Annotated in this window: 13 protein-coding genes, 1 pseudogene and 1 riboswitch; of the genes and pseudogenes, 8 read left to right on the forward strand and 6 right to left on the reverse strand. The window is 63.5% G+C overall.

The window, feature by feature from the left end; translation table 11 throughout:
* Nucleotides 1-803, reverse strand: an 803-nt coding sequence (locus tag ACREC7_RS11160) for an FAD-binding protein (RefSeq protein ID WP_431555763.1), incomplete at its 3' end; no start/stop codon positions are given.
* Between the two features lie 271 nt (nt 804-1,074).
* Between ACREC7_RS11160 and ACREC7_RS11165 the strand changes: the two genes are divergently transcribed.
* From ACREC7_RS11165 to ACREC7_RS11175, 3 genes are all read left to right on the forward strand, one after another.
* Entirely contained in the window at nt 1,075-2,445 is a 1,371-nt protein-coding gene (locus ACREC7_RS11165) for a flavin-containing monooxygenase (RefSeq protein ID WP_431555764.1), read from the forward strand.
* Between the two features lie 114 nt (nt 2,446-2,559).
* Nucleotides 2,560-2,793 carry a hypothetical protein gene (locus ACREC7_RS11170; protein ID WP_431555765.1) on the forward strand — a complete coding sequence of 78 codons (234 nt, stop codon included), beginning with the start codon at nt 2,560-2,562 and terminating at the stop codon, nt 2,791-2,793.
* 292 nt (nt 2,794-3,085) lie between these two features.
* Nucleotides 3,086-4,924, forward strand: coding sequence for a L,D-transpeptidase family protein (locus ACREC7_RS11175; protein WP_431555766.1), 1,839 nt, complete (start codon nt 3,086-3,088; stop codon nt 4,922-4,924).
* Nucleotides 4,925-4,960: 36 nt separating this feature from the next.
* Here the strand turns inward: ACREC7_RS11175 and ACREC7_RS11180 are convergent, their stop codons facing one another.
* On the reverse strand, nt 4,961-6,640 hold the full coding sequence (locus ACREC7_RS11180) for a SulP family inorganic anion transporter (RefSeq protein ID WP_431555767.1): 1,680 nt from the start codon (nt 6,638-6,640) through the stop codon (nt 4,961-4,963).
* A 76-nt stretch (nt 6,641-6,716) separates the two neighbouring features.
* Nucleotides 6,717-8,378 (reverse strand): FMN-binding glutamate synthase family protein, encoded by a 1,662-nt coding sequence (locus ACREC7_RS11185; protein WP_431555768.1) that lies wholly within the window; start codon nt 8,376-8,378, stop codon nt 6,717-6,719.
* Nucleotides 8,379-8,544: 166 nt separating this feature from the next.
* On the opposite strand from ACREC7_RS11185, the gene ACREC7_RS11190 reads away from it, so the two are divergent.
* Nucleotides 8,545-9,567, forward strand: coding sequence for a transporter (locus ACREC7_RS11190; protein WP_431555769.1), 1,023 nt, complete (start codon nt 8,545-8,547; stop codon nt 9,565-9,567).
* Here ACREC7_RS11190 and ACREC7_RS11195 read toward each other — a convergent pair.
* Nucleotides 9,547-10,350 carry an SDR family NAD(P)-dependent oxidoreductase gene (locus ACREC7_RS11195; RefSeq protein WP_431555770.1) on the reverse strand — a complete coding sequence of 268 codons (804 nt, stop codon included), beginning with the start codon at nt 10,348-10,350 and terminating at the stop codon, nt 9,547-9,549. The genes ACREC7_RS11190 and ACREC7_RS11195 overlap by 21 nt on opposite strands.
* 216 nt (nt 10,351-10,566) lie before the next feature.
* Between ACREC7_RS11195 and ACREC7_RS11200 the strand changes: the two genes are divergently transcribed.
* Entirely contained in the window at nt 10,567-10,923 is a 357-nt protein-coding gene (locus tag ACREC7_RS11200; RefSeq protein ID WP_431555771.1) for a hypothetical protein, read from the forward strand.
* 46 nt (nt 10,924-10,969) lie between these two features.
* Here the strand turns inward: ACREC7_RS11200 and ACREC7_RS11205 are convergent, their stop codons facing one another.
* A complete protein-coding gene (locus ACREC7_RS11205) occupies nt 10,970-12,604 on the reverse strand; it encodes a DHA2 family efflux MFS transporter permease subunit (protein ID WP_431555772.1) in 1,635 nt (544 codons plus the stop codon).
* The gene (locus ACREC7_RS11210) at nt 12,601-13,638 is read right to left on the reverse strand and encodes an HlyD family secretion protein (RefSeq protein WP_431555773.1); all 1,038 of its coding nucleotides are present in this window, start codon (nt 13,636-13,638) and stop codon (nt 12,601-12,603) included. The genes ACREC7_RS11205 and ACREC7_RS11210 overlap by 4 nt, the downstream gene beginning before the upstream one ends.
* Nucleotides 13,639-13,884: 246 nt before the next feature.
* Here ACREC7_RS11210 and ACREC7_RS11215 point away from each other — a divergent pair, with 246 nt between their 5' ends.
* The 3 genes and pseudogenes from ACREC7_RS11215 to ACREC7_RS11225 form a co-directional block, all read left to right on the forward strand.
* Nucleotides 13,885-17,496, forward strand: coding sequence for a caspase family protein (locus ACREC7_RS11215; RefSeq protein ID WP_431555774.1), 3,612 nt, complete (start codon nt 13,885-13,887; stop codon nt 17,494-17,496).
* 18 nt (nt 17,497-17,514) lie between these two features.
* Nucleotides 17,515-18,021, forward strand: a complete 507-nt coding sequence (locus ACREC7_RS11220; protein WP_431555775.1) for a hypothetical protein — start codon at nt 17,515-17,517, stop codon at nt 18,019-18,021.
* Nucleotides 18,022-18,118: 97 nt separating this feature from the next.
* A riboswitch (TPP riboswitch) is annotated at nt 18,119-18,245 on the forward strand.
* 227 nt (nt 18,246-18,472) lie between these two features.
* Nucleotides 18,473-18,821 (forward strand): annotated as a pseudogene (locus ACREC7_RS11225) (hypothetical protein); the annotation flags it as partial.

Below are 18,821 nucleotides of genomic sequence, written 5' to 3' on the forward strand. Positions count from 1 at the left end.
GTGCGCGCCTTGATCCACAGCGTGATGGCCGGGCCGTATTTGCGCCAGAAACGGTTGCGGTAGGTCCAGCGCCGGCGCGACACCGGCTGAACGCCGGGATTGTCCTTGCGCAGCTCGACCAGCACGCGGCGCACATAGGGGAAGATGTAGTACATCACCGCGAAGCCTTGCGCCTTGTACACCGGGAAGCGCTTGCGGAAATCGGCAAGCGGCATCGAGTGATGGCGCACGCTGAGCGCTATCGTGGGGCGCACCTTGATGGTGACCTCGTAGACGATGCCCAACAGCCCGTAGCTCGAGCGCATCACCTGCATCTCTTCAGGATGGTCGCGCTCATTGATGACGCGGATATCGCCGCCCGGCGTGACGTAACGCATGGCGCTCACGTAGGAGCTGATCTGCCCATAGCCGCCGGGGAAGGATGAATCCTTGGTGGCGGCGGTGGCCATGGCGCCGAGAGTGACGTTGCCGATCTCGGTGGTGACGTGAAATTGCAGCCCGCGCTCCTTCAGCGCGTTGGATACCACGATATAGGTGGCGCCGCCTTCCACCGTCACGCTGTCCTCGCCGAATCTGAGGATGCGGTTCATGGCCTTCATGTCGACCATGGTGCCGCCGTCGTCGCCGTTCATGCGCGCGGTGGAATGCATCGACCCGGCGGGGCGGACCGGCGAGGGGAAGCGCACCACGCTCTTCACGATCTCGACGATATCGTCGGCGGTGTCAGGCGTGACCAGCACTTTGGGCCGGTAGGTCCAGGTGCCGTCCCAGCTCTGGATCGTCACGTCGTCCTTGATGTCCATTCAGTCTCCCCGGCGTGGCGCGGGACGCGCCAGACCATAGTGCAAAGCGCCGCCAAGTTGCAGTGGGCGGGAATGTGGTTAAGGACGCCCCCCGGCTATATACAACAGCAGCCGGTGCTTGAGAGAGCCGATGTGACATGCCACGGATTTGACCCAGATCAAGGACCAGGCGGCCTCGGCTCTCGATTTCAAGGCGTCGCCTCGCTTCAGGCTTCTGTGCTATCCACGGCGGCTAGGGGCCGACAGGAGCGAAAATTTTGGTGGGGGAGCGGTGAAACGATATTGCATCATCGGCGCCGGCGCCTGCGGACTGGCGGTCGCCAAAACCTTCGCCGAGCGCGGCATCCCCTTCGATTGCTTCGAGGCGCTCGCCGACATTGGCGGCATCTGGAACCCGAAGAGCCCGCATGCGGTCTACGGCTCGACCCACCTCAACTCCTCGAAGAAATTGTCGAAATATCCGGATTTCGACTTCCCCGAAGAGTGGCCGCATTATGTGAGCTGCGCGCAGGCGCAAGACTATCTCCGCGCTTACGCGCGCGAGTTCGAGCTCTACGACCGCATCACCTTCAACGCGCGGGTAACGTCCGCGGAGCGCGTCGATGGGCGTTGGCGGGTCCAGATCGAAGGCGAAGCCAAACCGCGGCTGTATGACGGGCTCGTCGTCGCCAACGGCCATCATTGGGAGGCGAACTGGCCGAGCTACCCAGGGACCTTTACCGGCGAGATCCTGCATTCGCACGACGTGAAGTCGAAGGAGCAACTCAAGGGCAAGCGCGTGCTGGTGGTCGGCGCCGGAAACTCCGCGGTCGATATTCTCGATGACGCCGCGCATGACGGCGTGCGCGCCGTGCATTCGATGCGGCGGAGCTATTATTTCTTCCCGAAGATCGTGATGGGCAAGCCGACCGACACCTTCATCGATCTGACCAGCCGCTGGCCTCTGCCCCGCGCCGTGATGCGCAAGCTCTATTGGTGGGGCTTGCGCATCACGGTCGGCTCGCATTGGCGCTACAATCTGCCGGCTCCGGACCACAAGCTGTTCGAGGCCCACCCCACCGCCTGCACCCTCTATCTCGATCACATCGTGCATGGCCGCATCGTGGCCAAGCCCGACATCGAGCGGCTGGAGGGCAAGGTCGTGCACTTTGTCGACGGCAGCGAGGAAGAAATCGACCTCATCGCCTATGCCACAGGCTTCAGGCCGAGCTTCCCGTTCATGGATCGGGGCTTCATCCTCGACGAGAACGGCCGCTCCAAGCTCTTCATCCACGCTTTCCATCGCGAGCTCGACGATTTCTTCGTGGTCGGTCTGTTCGAGCCGGCGGAAGGGGGCGTCTGGCAGATCGCCGACTACCAGGCGAAGCTGATCGCAAGCTTCATCGTGGCGATGGCCTCCGATCCAGCCCGCGCCGACTGGTTCCGCAAGCTCAAGGCGACGGCGAGCCCGGATATCGGACACGGTATTCCTTGGAAGGACACCGCCTGGCACAAATTCGAGATCCAGCACTATCGCTTTCGCAAATACATGGCCCGGCTGCTCAGGAAATTCGGGGCGAGCGCCACGGCGCCTCTAACAGAGGCTGCGACGGCAAGCGGCGAGAATGCCGCTGCGAAGGCGCCGCTCAAGCTCGCCTCCTAGCCTCCGTCCAAGCCCCTAGGATGTCATTTTGCGGAACCCAAGGCGTGGTAGAGTCCCACCTATTAAGCTTGGCAGGGAACAAGGCGAAATCGCGATTTTCGAGGAGGCTCGGCCATGCTTAGCGAGGATACCCACGACTGCTTGGCGCTGGCGAATACCGCGATACTCATGCGGCTCATTGACGAGCTCATCGAGTGCGGCGCCGTCGCTCGACCGACCGCCGTGCTGCAAAATGCCGTCAGCGATCTGCAAGGCTGCCCGGAGCGCAGCGCGCGGGTCGATGACGCGATCAGGCTGATCCGCAAGGAGTTGATGCCGCGACTCTTGCGGCCGGCGCAGATCAGCTGATCACTGCGCCTGGCGTCGGCCGCCACGCCGGTGGATTCGGGCCTTTCGCTCCCGAACGGATTGAAATCGCGCGACATTTCGCCTTGGCCAAAGCTTGGAGCAAGCCTGCCTTGCTCTTGCCTCGGTATCAGCGCAAAGTTTAACGGCTGTCGCGACTAAGGTTCAGAGGGAGTCGCGGGAGCGCCTCGCGGAGACTCGGGTTTGCGAGGGATGAAGCGCCGCCACAATTTCGCATTCGGGGCGTAGCGCGTTCGAAATATGTAGGGGGTTCATCGAGCATCAGGAGCGGGTTGTGAGGTTGTCCTCTCGCGCGACGCTTGGCCTGTTGTCGGCCGCTTCCATGGTTTGCATGGTTGCGATCGCGCCATCGCGCGCGGCCGAGCCCGACGGGCCTGCGGCGCTGATCGGACCGGCTGAGGCCTTGCGCATTGCCATCGTCACCCGCGTCGCCGACAAAGGCGCCAAGGCCGGCAGCGAGTTCAAGGCGCTGGCTGACTATTATTCGGCACCCGACGCCCATGTGCTCTGGGTGGATGAAAACGGGCTGAACCTCCGCGCTAAATCGGTGATGGAGGAAATCGGCAACGCCGACGATTACGGCTTGCGCGCCTCCGACTATGCGCTCCCCAGGATCGAGGGCTTCAATGCGAAATCGCCGAACGCCTCGGGCGCGCTCGCCGACGCCGAGGTCAAACTCGACCTTGCCGTGCTGCGCTACGCCCGCGACGCCCGTGGCGGGCGTTTCGATTGGACGCGGATCGATCCCAATCTCGACCCCACGCTCGCGTTGCCCGATCCGCTGCAAGTGATGGAATCCATGGCCATCCGCGCCGAACCCGCCGTCTATCTGCGGAGCTTCCAGCCCGACCAGCCGCAGTTCGAGGCCTTGCGCAAGGCGCTGATCGCGGCGCGGGGCGGCCATGTCGACGACGGCGTCGTCAGGATTCCGGATGGGCCGGTGCTCAAGCTCGGCGTCGAGCACGAGCAAGTGGCGCTGCTCAGAAAGCGCCTCGAGGTGCCGGCAACCGACGGAGCCAAGGAGACGGTGTTCGACGCCGGTGTGGAACAGGCGGTGAGACGCTTCCAGGAAGAGCGCGGCTATCGGCCGGACGGCCTGGTCGGACCCGGCACGCGGCGCGTGCTCAACGGCGAGCAGCAGCGGTCTTCGAGCCCGGCAAGAACCAGGATCATCCTGCTCAACATGGAACGCTGGCGCTGGCTGCCCAACGACCTCGGGCCGTTCTACGTCACCGTCAACATCCCTGAATTCACGCTCAGGGTGATGGACGAGGGCAAGCCTGAATTCACCACGCGGGTGGTGGTTGGCAAGCCCGACAAGCAGACCCCAGTATTCTCCAACGAGATGCAGGAGGTCGTGTTCAATCCCTATTGGAACGTGCCGAACTCGATCAAGATGGAGGAGCTGCTGCCCTCGATCAGGGGAGGCGGCGATTGGTTCTTCGGCGGCGGTGGCGGTGGCTGGGATACGTCGGTGTTCGCGCGCAACGGTCTGCGCGTTGCCATCGGCACCAAGGAGGTCGACCCCTCCATGCTCGACTGGAACCGCATCGACATCCGCAGCCTCAACGTCTATCAGCCTCCCGGACCCGACAACGTGCTCGGCACCATCAAGTTCCTGTTCCCCAACAAGCACGACGTCTACATGCACGACACGACGCAGAAGAACCTGTTCGCCAAGACCGTGCGGGCGGAGAGCCACGGCTGCATGCGGGTGCAAAACCCCGATCAGCTCGCTACCGCCCTGCTCAACAAGGACCAGGGCTGGAGCGCGCAAAAGGTCGCCTCGGCGATCCAAAGCGGGGTCGAGGATCAGCACATCGGGCTCAAACAGAAGATCCCGGTCTACATCACCTATTTCACCTTGAAGGTGGACGACGACGGCTCAGCCACCACCTTCAACGACGTGTACGGCCATGACGCGCGCATGGCGTCGGTCATGTTCGGCGAGCCCATGGCCTACGATCCGTTCCCGCCGATGGTCGAAGAGGTCGCCGCCCCGGTCGAGCGCATGCCGCAGGTTCGCGCTCAGCAGCAGCAGCAGCAGCGGCGGCGGGGGCGTCCCCCGAGCAACAGCATCGCCGACACCCTATCGGGCTTCCTGAACAACTGACCGCAGGCCCTTGCCTGCTCGCGGCCTTGACGGGGATCAAGGTGGTGGCTTTTGCGAGGATAATTCGCGCACGGCTTGGCGCAAGGTCGGAAAGGCTCCGATGCCACGGCCGACAAAGCCTCGCTCAGCTGCCCAGATGTCCCACTCGGTCAAGCGGCCGGCGGCATTGAGCCCGATCCCTCTCCCGTTGAGAGCCTCGCCGAGTTCGGTGACGGTCAGCAGCCCCGTCGCATCGATGCTGGTCACGGGGAGCAGGTCGATGACGACATGGCGCAGGCCAGGCCCAGCTTCATCGACGGCTCGCAGCAACTCCCGCCTAAAATAGGGGGCGTTGAAGAAGGTGATCGGAGCATTGAAGCGAAACAGGAGAAGGCCCGGCAGACCTTGACCCTTGTCATGGCGGGCGAGGGAGTGGAACCCGGGAAAGCCCTCGACCTTGCCCAGGATTTCGACGCGGGGGCGAGATATCAGTCTGATGAAGCGCAACAGTGCCAGCGCCACGGCGAATAGGATGGCGTCCACCGCGCCGACGGCGACGACGCCGAGAGTGGCAAGCACGGAGAGAAGGGCCTCGGTGCGGTCGATTCGGTAGAACAGGCGGAGACTGTCAAAATCGATGAGCGACAGGGCTGCAGCGATGAGCACGGCGCCGAGTGCCGCCATCGGCAAATATTGCAGCGGCGCCGTGAAGAACAACAGCACAAGCGCCACCGCGGCTGCGGCTACGAGCCCCACCGCATGGGTTCTGCCGCCGGTAGCGTCGCTCATGGCGGTGCGCGAGTCCGCTCCGCTGATGGCGAAGCCCTGGGAGACGGCCGATGCAATATTGGCGGCGCCAAGCGCCGCAAAGTCCTGGTCCGGATCGATGTCGTAGCCGTTCTTCGCCGCGAAGCTCCGCGCCGTGAGCATCAGGCTCGAGAAGCTGACCAAGGCCACGCCTGCCGCGTCTGCCATTAGCGCCGGAAGGAGCGCAGGGTCGACATGCGGCACCGCAAGCGGCGGAAGGCCGGCCGGAACGTATCCCACCGTTTTCACACCGAAGGCGGCGAGATCGAAGATCAGCACGGCAGCAGCGGCGAGCACCATGCCGACCAGTGCGGCCGGAAGCTGCGGCACGAGACGAGGAACGATGGCGATGACAGCGAATGTTCCGAGGGCGACGGCAAGAGTCGGTCCCTGGATGTCCCCGATCTTTCCAAGGATCTCTGCGATGCGCGGGACGATGCCGCTCTCGACCACCGGGAAGCCGAAGATCTTGTCGGCCTGACCGAGAATGATCGAGAGCGCGACGCCATTGAGAAAGCCGACCAGGATCGGCCGCGAGAGGAATTCGGCAAGCCCGCCCAATCGCAGGAAGCTTGCCGCTATGCACAGCAGTCCGGTGAGCAAAGCGAGCATCACGGAAAGTGAGGCGTAAGTTGCCTGGTCGCCGGCGGCGAGCGGGGCCACGCTCGCCGCAACCAGGGCACAGGTGGCGGCGTCAGGCCCGACGATCAATTGGCGGGAGGTGCCGAAAATCGCGTAGGCCACAAGTGGCAAGATGCTCGAATAGAGTCCCACCTCAGGGCGGAAGCCGGCAAGCTCGGCATAGGCGATGCCAACCGGGAGTGCCACCGCGGCAACGGCGAGACCCGCCCTGAGGTCGGCAGGGGCGTCAGTGAATTTGTAGTGGAGCAACCCGGCGAGGCCAGGGGCGTAGCGGGCAAGGGGCGACATCGCCTTGCATTATCGGACGGCCCAGCCTTTTGGAAAACAGGGGAAATTCGCACAAGCCATAACGCGCGGCCGAGCCTCACTCGGCGGCGAGCATGATGTTTCCCGGCCCTGAGGCGCCTTGCGGCGCAAAGCTCTCGGCCGAGGCCACTTCCCAGGCTTCCTTGAGGCTCGGATGGGTCGTGCCTGACAGGAGCTCGCCGGGCTCCATGAAGCGATAGAGCTCGGTGAAGCTGACGATGCGGTCGGGCCCGGTGCGGCGCATGAAGTGGTAGGGGCGAAGCTCGCGCGGATGGTTGAGGCCGGCTGCGGCGATCAGCTCGGCCAAGGCGATCACCGTCTCGCGGTGGAAATGCGCCACGCGAACCGACTTGTCGGACAAAACGATGGCGCGCTGGCGAAGTCTGTCTTGCGTGGCGACGCCGGTGGGGCAGCGGTCGGTGTGGCATTGCTGAGATTGCAGGCAGCCCAGGGCGAACATGAAGCCTCGCGCCGCGTTGCACCAGTTGGCGCCAAGCGCCATCACCCGAGCCATGTCGAAGCCGGAGACGATCTTGCCGGCGGCCCCGAGCTTGATCTTGTCGCGCAAGTTTGCGCCGATCAGCGCCGAATGCACGAAGGTGAGGCCTTCGCGCAAGGGCATGCCGAGATGATCCATGAATTCGAGCGGCGCCGCGCCGGTGCCGCCCTCCTTGCCGTCGATGACGATGAAGTCCGGCGTGATCCCGGTCTTGAGCATCGCCTTGACCACGGCGAGGAACTCCCAAGGATGGCCGATGCAGAGCTTGAAACCAGTCGGCTTGCCGCCGGAAAGCGAGCGCAGGCCCGCAATGAACTGCATCATCTCGATGGGCGTGGCGAAGGCCGAATGCCTTGCCGGAGAGATGCAGTCCTGGCCCATCTCCACCCCGCGGATCTCGGCAATCTCCTTGCTCACTTTCGCTGCCGGCAGCACGCCGCCATGCCCGGGTTTCGCTCCTTGCGAGAGCTTCAACTCCACCATCTTGATCTGCGGGGCGGTTGCGATGTCGGCGAATTTCTCCGGGCAGAAACTGCCGTCCTTGTTACGGCAGCAGAAATAGCCGGAGCCGACTTCCCAGATGAGATCGCCGCCATGTTCACGGTGGTAGCGGCTCACGCCGCCTTCTCCGGTGTCATGGGCAAAGCCGCCGATCTTGGCGCCCTTGTTCAGGGCGCGAATGGCGTTGGCCGACAACGAGCCGTAACTCATGGCCGAGATGTTGAACACGGATGCCGAGTAAGGCTTCGTGCATTCGGCCCCGCCGATCGTGGTGCGGAACAGCTCCGAGGCCGGCTCCTTCGGCTGGATCGAATGATGCAGCCACTCATAATGATCGCGATAGACGTCGTAATGGGTGCCGAACGGCCGCGTGTCGAGCTGCTGCTTGGCGCGCTGATAGACGAGGGCGCGCTTGTCGCGCGGGAAAGGCGTGCCGTCCTTCTCCGCCTCGAAGAAATATTGGCGAAGCTCGGGCCGAACATGCTCGAGGATGAAGCGGATATGCGCCGCGATCGGATAGTTGCGCAGGATCGCGTGACGGGTCTGCATCAGATCGCAAATGCCGAGGAGGACCAAGGCGCCGAAGACAACAAGCGGCAAGGCGAGAGCTGGCAGCGTTTCGGGATCAAGCGCCACGACGGTCGCGAGCGCAACGGTCCCAAGAAGCGCGATGGTCAGAAGGATGTAGCGCGGCGTGAAGGGCAGCAGCAGATAACGCATCAGCGTTCCCTCGCCGAGCTGCGACAGGGCCAACTCCCCGCGGTGCCGCGATGTTAGGCGGAACGGGTGTCAGTTTTGCAAAGGTTCGCGGCGTTTTTCCTGCCTGCAAGGGTCTGTCACACAACTGTAACATTCCGGCTCTCAGCTGGCGGGGGAACCCAAGCGAATGTCAGCCGTCGCGATCACCTCTTCCGGCGATGCCAGGGAAGCGCAGGCGAAGCCCCTGGCGGGCTTGGTCTTTGCCGTTCGCTTCCACAAGGATGGATCGTCGGAACAGCTCAATGTCGAGCAGCCTCCAAAGCCGGATGGCGGCTGGCTCTGGCTTCATTTCAACCTCGCCGATATGCGCGCCTGCCAATTCTTGGCCACCACAGCCGAGCTGCCGGAGCCGGCGCGCGCGCTTCTCGTCACCGCCGACGAGCATCAGCAGCTGCAAGGAGGCGAAGCCTGCCTTTACGGTGTCCTTGCCGATCTCGTCTGCGGCTTGAGCGGTCCTACCGAAGAAATCGGCTTTTTGCATTTTGCCCTGACCGAGAAGGTGTTCATCTCCAGCCGCAGGCATCAGCTGAACGCCATCGAAGCGACCCGCAAGGCGCTGCGTCTCGGCGCCAAGGTTCAATCGCCGGTCGCCTTGCTTGAATTGATCGCCGGACAGATGATCGAGTCGCTCGATCAGTTTGCCGACGGTCTCGCCGCCCAGCTCGACCACGCCGAGGAGAGGATTCTGGCCGACGAGCCGAATGTCGACCGCAAGGTGGTCGGCAGCGTGCGGCGCACGACCGTGCGGGTGCATCGGCAACTCGTCACGCTCCGCGCGCTCATCCAGCGTTTCGAGCACGAAATCGAGGAGTCCGAAAATCCGGCGCTCAATCTGCGGACGAAGAAGCTTCTGCAGCGGCTCGATTGGCTCGACACCGAGATCGTCGAGTTGCGCGATCGCTCGCGGCTGCTGCAGGAGGAGATCATGCTCAAGAGCACCGAGCAGACCAATCGCAGTCTGCACGTGCTCGCCATCGTCACCACCGTGTTCCTGCCGGCGAGCCTGGTTGCCGGCATCTTCGGCATGAATGTCGAGGGCGTGCCTTGGACCGCCAATACAGACGGGTTCATATGGGCGATGGCGATCATCGGTATCGCCTCGGCCGTGGTCTATTGGCTGTTGAAGCGCTCAGGCACGGTTGGGCGGTGACTTGCGCGCCGCGTGCCGGAGCTGCCGCGCGACGAGGCGGGGGACGAGCGCGTTGAGCAGGAACAGGGCGCGAAAGATCGCGGGCTTCACCACGGTGCGCTGACGCCGTTCCACACCGGCGAAGATGGCCTCCGCCGCCTCCTCCGCCGAGAGCGTAGGCGCAAGCCAGGGGTTCGCTTTTGGCAGGTACTGCCGGCTCCCGGGATTATGCTCCCAATAAGGGGTCTCGACCGCGCCGAGCACGACCAGGGTCACGCTCACGCCCTTGCCTTTCACCTCGCTGCGCAGCGCCTCGGTGAAGCCGGCAAGCGCCCGGCGCGCGGCGATATAGGCTGCGGCGTTCGGCCAGGCAAGATAGGAGGCCGGCGAGGTAACGCAGGCGATGGCGCCGCTTTGCCGGGTGAGCATGTACGGCAAGAAGGCTCGGGTGAGGTTGAAGGCGGCAAGATACGGCACCTCGATCATGGCAGCCGCGTCCTCAGCCGTGGTCTTGACCAGCGGCAGCCAGCGTCCGGCGCCGGCATTGTTGATGAGGACGTCGGGCGTGCCCACTTCGCGTGCGATCTTGGCGCTCGTCTCTTCGATGGCTTTCGCGTCGGCAAGATCGATGGCGTAGGCGGTGGCACTTCCGCCGCCCTGCCGAATGGCTTCGCCCACGGCAGCCAAACGCTCGGCATTGCGGGCAAGCAGCAGCACATTGGCGCCGGCACGGCCATAGAGCTTGGCGAGCGCCGCGCCAATGCCGCTTGAGGCTCCGGTGATGAGAACGAGCTTCGATGCCATGGGAGGGGTGTACACGCACTTACCACGTCACGGTAACTGTCAAAGCCTCAGCGCTGACATCATTGCCAGAGTTTGCGTCCGAACGCTGGGTGTCGAACTGTGGCACAAACGCTACAGGCTTTGGCGAACCGATGGCATGCGTCGGCGAGGCACTGCCAACGCTCCCCCCGCCGCTATATCCTGCCGGCTCTCATTTGGTGCGAAGGGGGTCCTTACATGAGGTCGTTGTTTTGCGTTTCTACCTGCGCCTTGGTCGTGGCAGGGCTTTGCATGGCGCCGGCGCATGCAGGCGGTTGCAGCAAATTGGTGGGAACCGCGGACGGTTGGGACAGGGCCGATGCGCTGAGCGGCGCCCAGGCGGCGCTCGCCGGAGCGGTCGCCGACTTCAAGAAGGGCAAGGGCGCGATCACCGTCACCGCCATGCGGGCCAAGCCGCAACCCTATTGGCGGGAGTCGGTCTCGGCCGATCTCTTCGTCAAGCCTGACGTGGTGACGGCGAAGTCCTACACCGTCTGCTGGCACGGCGTCGTGTCGCCGGTGGTGTGCACTTCGGGCGCCAAGGTCTGCTGGTAGCTACTGCGACTTTCCTGTCATTGCTGAGCAGATCGCTGCGCACGCGTCAGGCGTGGGCCGGGATGATCACGCCCGCCGTCTTTGGCCGCTTCATCAGGAACACGAGCGGCAGGATGGCGAAGGTCACGAGGCCGATGAACCAGAACAAGTCGATAAAGGCGAGCATCTGCGCTTGGCGCCCGATCTCGAGTGCCACGGCGGATATCGAGCTTGGCGATTGCGGGTTGAGCCCAAGGGAATTGAGATAAGCCGGCACCGCGGGGTTGTACGGATTGATGTGGGTGATCAGGTCGCCCCAATGCACCTGTGCCTGGCGGACGAACAGCCAGCTCACCACGGCGATGCCGATCGAGGAGCCGATGCCGCGCATCAGGGCATAGAGGCCGGCGGCCTCGTCAAGCTTCTCGTGCTCCATACTACCGAAGGCGACGGCGGTGAGCGGCACGAAGAACAGCCCCATGCCGACGCCGGCGATGATGCCAGGCGCGGCGATGGCCCAGGCGTCGGCTTGCAGCGACAGCCCGGCCATCATCATGGTGCCGACGGCCGAAAGCACGATGCCGGCAGCGACCAGGATGCGCGCATCGATCCACAGCATGAGGTAGTTGCCGGTGACCGACAGCGCGATGGCGCTCGCTACCGCGCGCGGAATGAACAGCATGCCGGCGTTCATGGCGGGATAGCCCATGAGACGCTGCGTGAGCAGCGGCAGGAGCGCGATGGTGCCGAACAGAGTGACGCCATAGGCGGTGATGGCGAGCAGCCCGGCGAGGAAGTTGCGATCCTTGAGCAGCGACAGATCGACGATGTTCTTCGGATTGTTCCAGCCGCGCATGAAGAAGGCGAAGCTGGCAAAGACCGTGATGGCAGTGAAGATCTGAATGAAGCGTGAGTTGAACCAGTCGCGCGTCTGCCCCTGGTCGAGCACCATCTGCAGCGCGCCGACCGCGAGCACGAGAAGGACGAGCCCGGTCCAATCGGTCTTGAGGAAGCGGATGTCGCTCTTGGGCAAGTTGCCCATGGCAAGCAGGAGCGCAAACAGGCCGATCGGCACATTGATATAGAACACCGCGCGCCACACGAAGGTGTCAGTGAGCCATCCCCCGAAGGTCGGTCCGAGGACTGGCGCCACCATGATGCCAAGGCCGAAGATGGCGAGCGCCTGGCCGTGCTTCTCCTTCGGGAAGGCGTCGAGCAGGATGGCTTGGCTCAAGGGCACGAGCGGCGCGCCGCAAATGCCTTGCGCCAGCCGGAAGACCACCATGCTTTCGAGGTTCCAGGAGACACCGCACAGCGCCGAGGAGATCACGAAGCCGACAATGGAGAAAATCAGGAGGCGGCGGCGTCCGAGCCTCGCGGACAAATAGCCGGTGAGCGGCATCACCACTGCGGCGGAGACGAGATAGGAGGTGAGCACCCAGGTGATCTGATCGGAGGTGGCGCCGAAAGTGCCGAGCATGTGCGGGATCGCCACGCTCACGATAGTGATGTCGAGCACTTCCAGGACCGCGGTCAGCACGACGGCGACGACGAGCGCCGTCGACGGCTTCGGGTGGATGCGCGGCGGCTCAGGAGGCAGCGGCGGTTGCGGGCGGATTCGCGGCGGCTTAGGGGGCGGGAGCGGTGTTTCTGGCTGCCGCGGCGAACGCGGTTTCTTGGCGGCGGGTTTGCGCCGGGTCATTTTTTGTCCTGAGTGGTGTCGATCATAACCCAGGCGCTGGCGCCGACCCGGAGCGGCTTGTCGGCCGGCGGGTTGGTGAGGGCGATGCGCACGGGAAAGCGCTGCGTGACCTTCACCCAATTCCCACTCGCGTTTTCCGGAGGCAGCACGGAGAAGGTGGCGCCGGAGCCGGCGCTGATGCTCTCCACCGTGCCATTGAAGGTCGTGGCTGGATACATGTCGAGGCGCACATCGGCGGGCTGGCCGACCCTGACGCGGGCGAGGTCGGTCTCCTTGAAGTTCGCATCGACCCACCAGCGGTTGGCCTCGATGATGGCGAACAGCGGCTGGCCGGCCTGGACCGTGGCGCCGGGCCGCAAGGTGACATTCGAGACGATGCCGTCGGAGGGGGAGGTGGCGTGGGTCTTGACACGGTCATGGGTGGTTTTGGAGAGCTGAGCTGAGGCGGCTCTGAGCTGCACGGTGGGCGTGGTCACCGTCAGAGGCTTGTCCTGCTCCTTGTTGAAGGCGTCCTCAGCCTCGCGATAGGCCTTGAGCGCATCCTGCCACGCGCTCTCGGCGGTGTTGAGCTGGTCGGAGGGGCGCGCCTCAGGGGCTTGCGCGTCTTTCGCGTCGCGATAGGTCTTGAGCGCATCCTCAAGCGCGGCGCGCTTTTGCTCCAGAGTGTCAGCCGCCTTCTTCAGATTTTCGCCGGCGGTTCCGGCGGCATCGGCGGCGGCATCAAACTGGGCGCGGGCATTGCGCAGCGCCGCATCATAGAGAATGGGGTCGATGTCGAACAGCGGGTCGCCGGCCTTCACGCGCTCATCGGTGTGCACATAGACATGGATGACCGGGCCGCTCACTTCCGAGGCCACGCGGACGATGTTCGATCCGGTATAGGCGTTCTCGGTACTGGGGTAGAGTTCGCTATGGCGCCAATAAAGGAAGGCGCCGGCCACGGTGGCGACGATGACGGCGGCAAGCGCCACCCATCGCCAGGTGGTAAAGGCGCTCGTCTTGGCGCGGACCTCGGTCGAAGCGTCTTGATTCACGTCTGTCGTACCTCGGTTGCGGCGGGAGGTGGGTCGGCCGGGAGTACTCGCTTCCAGGCCCGCAATGCAAGGTCAAGAGCGGCAGAATAATGGCCGAGGCTTAGCCCGGTTGGCCGCATCCCGCAAGATTTTCGTTGCCACGGGTGGGGAGGGATGCACTGCCGCTGAATTAAGCTTAAGCTCGACCGTCAAACGTTCATGCCCGGTTCGGTCCGACAGGGCTTTCTTGATGTCTATGACCACCTCATGACAATGACCCACCTCCTGTCTCGCATCGTAGCCCCCGTCTGTTTGAGCCTGCTCGGCATCGGCCTCCTCGTGCCGTTCGCCGTTGCCGAGAGGCAAGCGAGCGGCAAAGCGGCGCCCATGGTCAGCACCGTTCATTCGCAAGAGACCGCCAAAGTGGTTCCCACCGTCAACGTAGGTCATTCCGGCTTTGTCAAAGACGTCGTGTTCTCTCCAGATGGGCGTTGGTTGGCATCGCTGGCGAGCGACGAAACCGTCAAACTGTGGGAGGTCACGACGGGACGGCTGCTTCGTACGATCGCGCCAGGCATTCCGTATATTTCTGATCTGCGGATCACCGCCGACAGCAAATTCGTGGTGATCTACGTCGAGGATACGATTTACCTTTTCGATGCGGCTAGCGGGACCGCCACCAGAAAGATCGCCCTACCAAGCTACGAACTGTCCCCGACGCGTTATGGCGTGACGTCGCAAGGCGACCTTATCACGGTTAGGTATTTTCAGAATTATCAGCACATCGACCGCTGGCAGATCGCCACCGGTCGTTCGCTCGGTCAGGTCGCGAAGGATCGCATCACCGGCCGCAACATCGCCGGTCTTTCATTCTTTTCCCCGCTGACGATGTCGATCTCGGCAGACGATCGTTGGATCGTTCTCGGTTATGGCAAGCATTATCAGCGCGCGATCGCACGCGTGGAGTTGGTCGAAGCGGCGACTGGAAGGCTGAAAAAAGTATTTGACTCGCACGTGGATGACGTCACCGCGGCGGTGGTATCGCCGGATGGGCGGATGCTGGGCTCCAGCAGCAGAGATGGAACGATCAAGCTATGGGATGTCGCGGATGGTCGACTCCTCCGCACGCTGACCGGGCATGTCGGCGAAGTACGAATTGTGGCGTTTTCTCCCGATGGACGCCGCCTTGCCTCTGGCGGTGAGGATAAGACGCTCAAAGTCTGGGATGTGGCAAACGGCAGCCTTCTAAACTCGGTCGCGACCGAGACGGCGGTCGATACCGCAGCCTATTCGCCGGATGGGACGCTCATAGCGTTCAATGACGATCAGACGGTCGAATTGCGCAGTGCCGAGACGTTGAACCCAGTGAGGGTGTTCGGCTCGGGGAACGATGACGTCATCATTGTCCCGGCGCCCAGGGATAGGCTGATCATCTCGAGTAACGGCGGACGATGGGTCCGGTCGTGGGATGCTACGAATGGTCAGCCGATCGAATCGTTCGTCCAAGGGGAGACGAAGCTCGGCGATCTCGTTCCATCGGTCGGCTCGGACCAAGGCGGTCCCTGGCTGCTGGGATTCAACAACGACAACAAACTCAAATTGTGGGATGTGGCCTCGCCCACCCCGACCATTCCGTCGGCGTTAGTGGACGTAATCGTCGGCGGTCACGGATATGCCATTGCTCCGAATGGCCGCCTGGTCGCCGCCACGGTGTTCAGCCGCAACAAATCAGAGAAGAAGATTCGTGTTTGGGACGCGGCGAGCGGCAAGGTGCTTTGGACCTTCGACACGCCTTGGGACATCGTCCTCGATCCTCTGTTCTCACCGGACAGCCGGTTCCTTACGGCCATGGTAAATGAATCAGATGACGATCTCCGCATGGCGCTTAAGATGTGGGATGTCACCTCGGGGCGCTTGATCAAAAGTGTAGTCGATACGAGCGACAATACACCGTCGGATATTGTGTACCTGCAGGATCTCAAGAGCTTTGTCGGCTGGGGCTGGGATGGACTGAAGGTCTACAACGCCGCGGGCCGTGCTTCATGGCAGGCGAGCCAAATGGGTTTGAAATACGAGACCGCTGCGATCTCGCCAGATCATCGGTGGCTGGCCGCGGCCGCAAGCGACACGACCGTGAGCATACGCAACGTCAGCGACGGTCAGGACATCCGGCAATTGGCAGGAAACCCAGGTGTCGGTAAGTCGATTTTATTTTTTCAGAATGGTCGTCGGCTGGCGGTCGGGAACAGCGACGGCACCAGTGCGATCTGGTCGACCGAAACAGACCAACTTCTTGCGACCACCGTGCACGGCACCTCTGGCGAATGGGTGACGATCACGCCGGAAGGGTTTTTCACCGCCTCGGAGAAGGGCGCCGAGCTTCTCCATGTCGTCGAAGGCTTCGGCACCATCGGCATCGACCAGGTCTATCAGTCCCTGTACCGCCCCGATCTCGTGCAAGAGAAGCTTGCCGGCGACCCGGACGGCAAGGTCAAGGAAGCCGCGGCGAAGCTCGATCTCGACAAGGTGATCGGCAGCGGCGCCGCGCCGAAGGTTTCCATCGTCAGCCCCATGGATCGATCCACGGCGGATGGCGACGAGGTGGCCGTCGAAGCCTCGGTCGCCGATCAGGGCGGCGGCGTCGGCAAGGTCGAGTGGCGGGTGAACGGCACGACCCTCGGCGTCGATGAACGCGGGCTGTCCCGGGTGGAGGCTGAACCCGCCGCGCCCGCCTCTGCCGCCAGCGGGTCGGCAACGGCGATCAAGCGGACCCTGTCGCTCGAGCCCGGCGAGAACCACATCGAACTGATCGCCTACAACGAAAAGAACCTCATCGCCTCGGAGCCCGCCAAGGTCACGGTGAATTGGGACGGGGACACCGGCGCCACTTTGCCCAAGCTGTATGTCCTCGCCGTCGCGGTGAACGACTACTGGGATGGGAGGCTCAAACTCACTTACGCCGTCCCCGACGCCGACGCGCTCGCCGAAGCGTTCCGTCAATCCGGCGCCGGCACGCTTTACAGCAGCGTGGAGGTTAGGAAGGTCGAGGATGCCGATGTCACGATCGCCAATCTCGACAAGGTGTTCGGCGCGTTGGCTGGCGAGGCGCATGCGCGCGACGCCTTCGTGTTTTTCTTGGCCGGCCACGGTAAGACCATCGACGGCCGCTATTACTACGTGCCGCAGGACTTCCGCTATGAGGGCGAGCAGTCGATCGTCGACAAGGGCATCGATCAGGACAGGCTGCAGGCGTGGTTCGCGCAAATTCCGGCGCGGCGCAGCGTGCTTCTGTTCGACACCTGCGAAAGCGGAACCTTGACCGGGGAGAAGGTGGCGCAGCGCGGGCTAGAGCGCGTCGCCGCTCTCGACCGGATGACCCAGGCCATGGGCCGCACCGTGCTGTCAGCCTCGACCGAGGACGCGCCGGCGCTTGAGGGCTACCGTGGACACGGCGTCTTCACCTATGCGGTGCTGGACGCGCTCGGGGCGGCCGACACCAGCGGCAACGGCACGATCGAGGTGACAGAGCTTGCAAGCTTTGTCGACCAGAAGGTGCCGGAGCTGAGCTACGAGGCCTTCAAACAGCGGCAAGTGCCGCAGATGAAAATCGTGGGATCGAATTTCACCCTTAGCAACAAGGTTTTGGTCGCGGCGAAAGACCAGGCGCCAATTGACGCTGTCCAAAGCAAGCCGACCCATGTAGTGATCGTGCCGGCCGATGTTTTTGCTACCGCGGGAGGGGAAGGCTCGGCGGTGTCCAAGCTTGCGCCAGGAAGCCTCGTCGCTCTAGTCAGGACCGAGCAAGGTTGGGTGCTGGTCGCCAAGGACGGCAAATCGCTGGGCTACGTCGCCAACACAAGCCTTGCACCGATACAATAGGCCGCCATGAGGGGACGCATGACACCTTCGATATTCATCGCGCGCATCTTGGGTCCGGTGCTGCTGATCATCGGCATCGGCCTCCTGCTGGAGGGTGACACCTTCAGGGCCATGGCCGGCGAATTTCTGCGCGATCGGGGGCTGATCTACATCACCGGCATCCTTACGCTCGCAGCCGGCCTCGCTATCCTCAATGTGCATCATTTGTGGACCCGCGACTGGCGCGTGCTCATCACCATCTTCGGCTGGCTGTTTCTCGTGGGCGGCATCATGCGCATCCTGGCGATGTCCATGGCGCAAAGGGTCGGAGAGCAGGTCATCGCGCATCAACGCTGGCCGCTTGCGGGCGCCATCGTCACGCTCGCGCTCGGCGCTTTCCTCACGGTGATGGGCTATCAGGACATCTGGAATGGCGGCCGGCGGCGGCCGTCCCATCGCGTGAGTGCGGCAAAAAGCGCAAGCCCGGCGTCACGCAGCGCCAAACGCCCCCGGCGCAAGACCGGCGAGGCGCGCACGCCGCATTGATCCCGCTCAAGTAGCGCGAAGCGCGGTAGCGCAAATAACGAAGCGCTCAAGTAGCGCGAAGCGCGGTAGCGCAAACGATAAAGTCGGCCTAGAGTGATGCCAGTCCGAGGGGAGCCCCAGGGAAAGGGGCTGAGAGTTCGCTTGCCTTGGTGCCAAGGCCCTGGCGGAGACCCTTTGAACCTGATCCGGGTCATGCCGGCGAAGGGACAGGGAAAGCATACTGCCCCAACGCCAGCGCCCCCGAGATCTCCTTTCCTCATCCTGAGGAGGCCGCGTCCTTCGACCGGCCGTCCTCATCCTGAGGACGAGCGAAGCGAGTGACTCGAAGGAGAGGACGGCCTGCTCAGGATGAGCGCGGCCGTCTCGAAGGATGGGCGATGTTGACCGGCATGCTTCGAGACGCGGCCATGCGGCCGCTCCTCAGCATGAGGGCCGTACAAGGAGTGCGACGATGAACAAGCCGATCTCAGCCAAGGATGTTGCCCCGCCCAAGGTCACCACCGGGCCGCTTAACGGAAGCCGCAAGATCTATTCCTCGCCGCAAGGCCATGAGGATGTGCAAGTGCCGTTCCGCGAGATCGCGCTGAGTGATGCGACCTCGGCCACAAGCAGCGAAGCGGCAGGCCAAAGCAATGTGTTCCGGGTCTACGACACCTCGGGCGCTTACACCGACGCTGGCGCCTCAATCGATGTGCAAAGCGGCTTGCCGCCGCTTCGCGCCGACTGGATCGCTGCGCGCGCCGTTGGTGACGTCTCTTCACCTCCCCCCTTGAGGGGGAGGTCGGATCGCCTTGCGATCC

The sequence above is a fragment of the Methyloceanibacter sp. genome, from assembly GCF_050728395.1.
In the GTDB taxonomy this organism is placed as follows: Bacteria; Pseudomonadota; Alphaproteobacteria; order Rhizobiales; family Methyloligellaceae; genus Methyloceanibacter.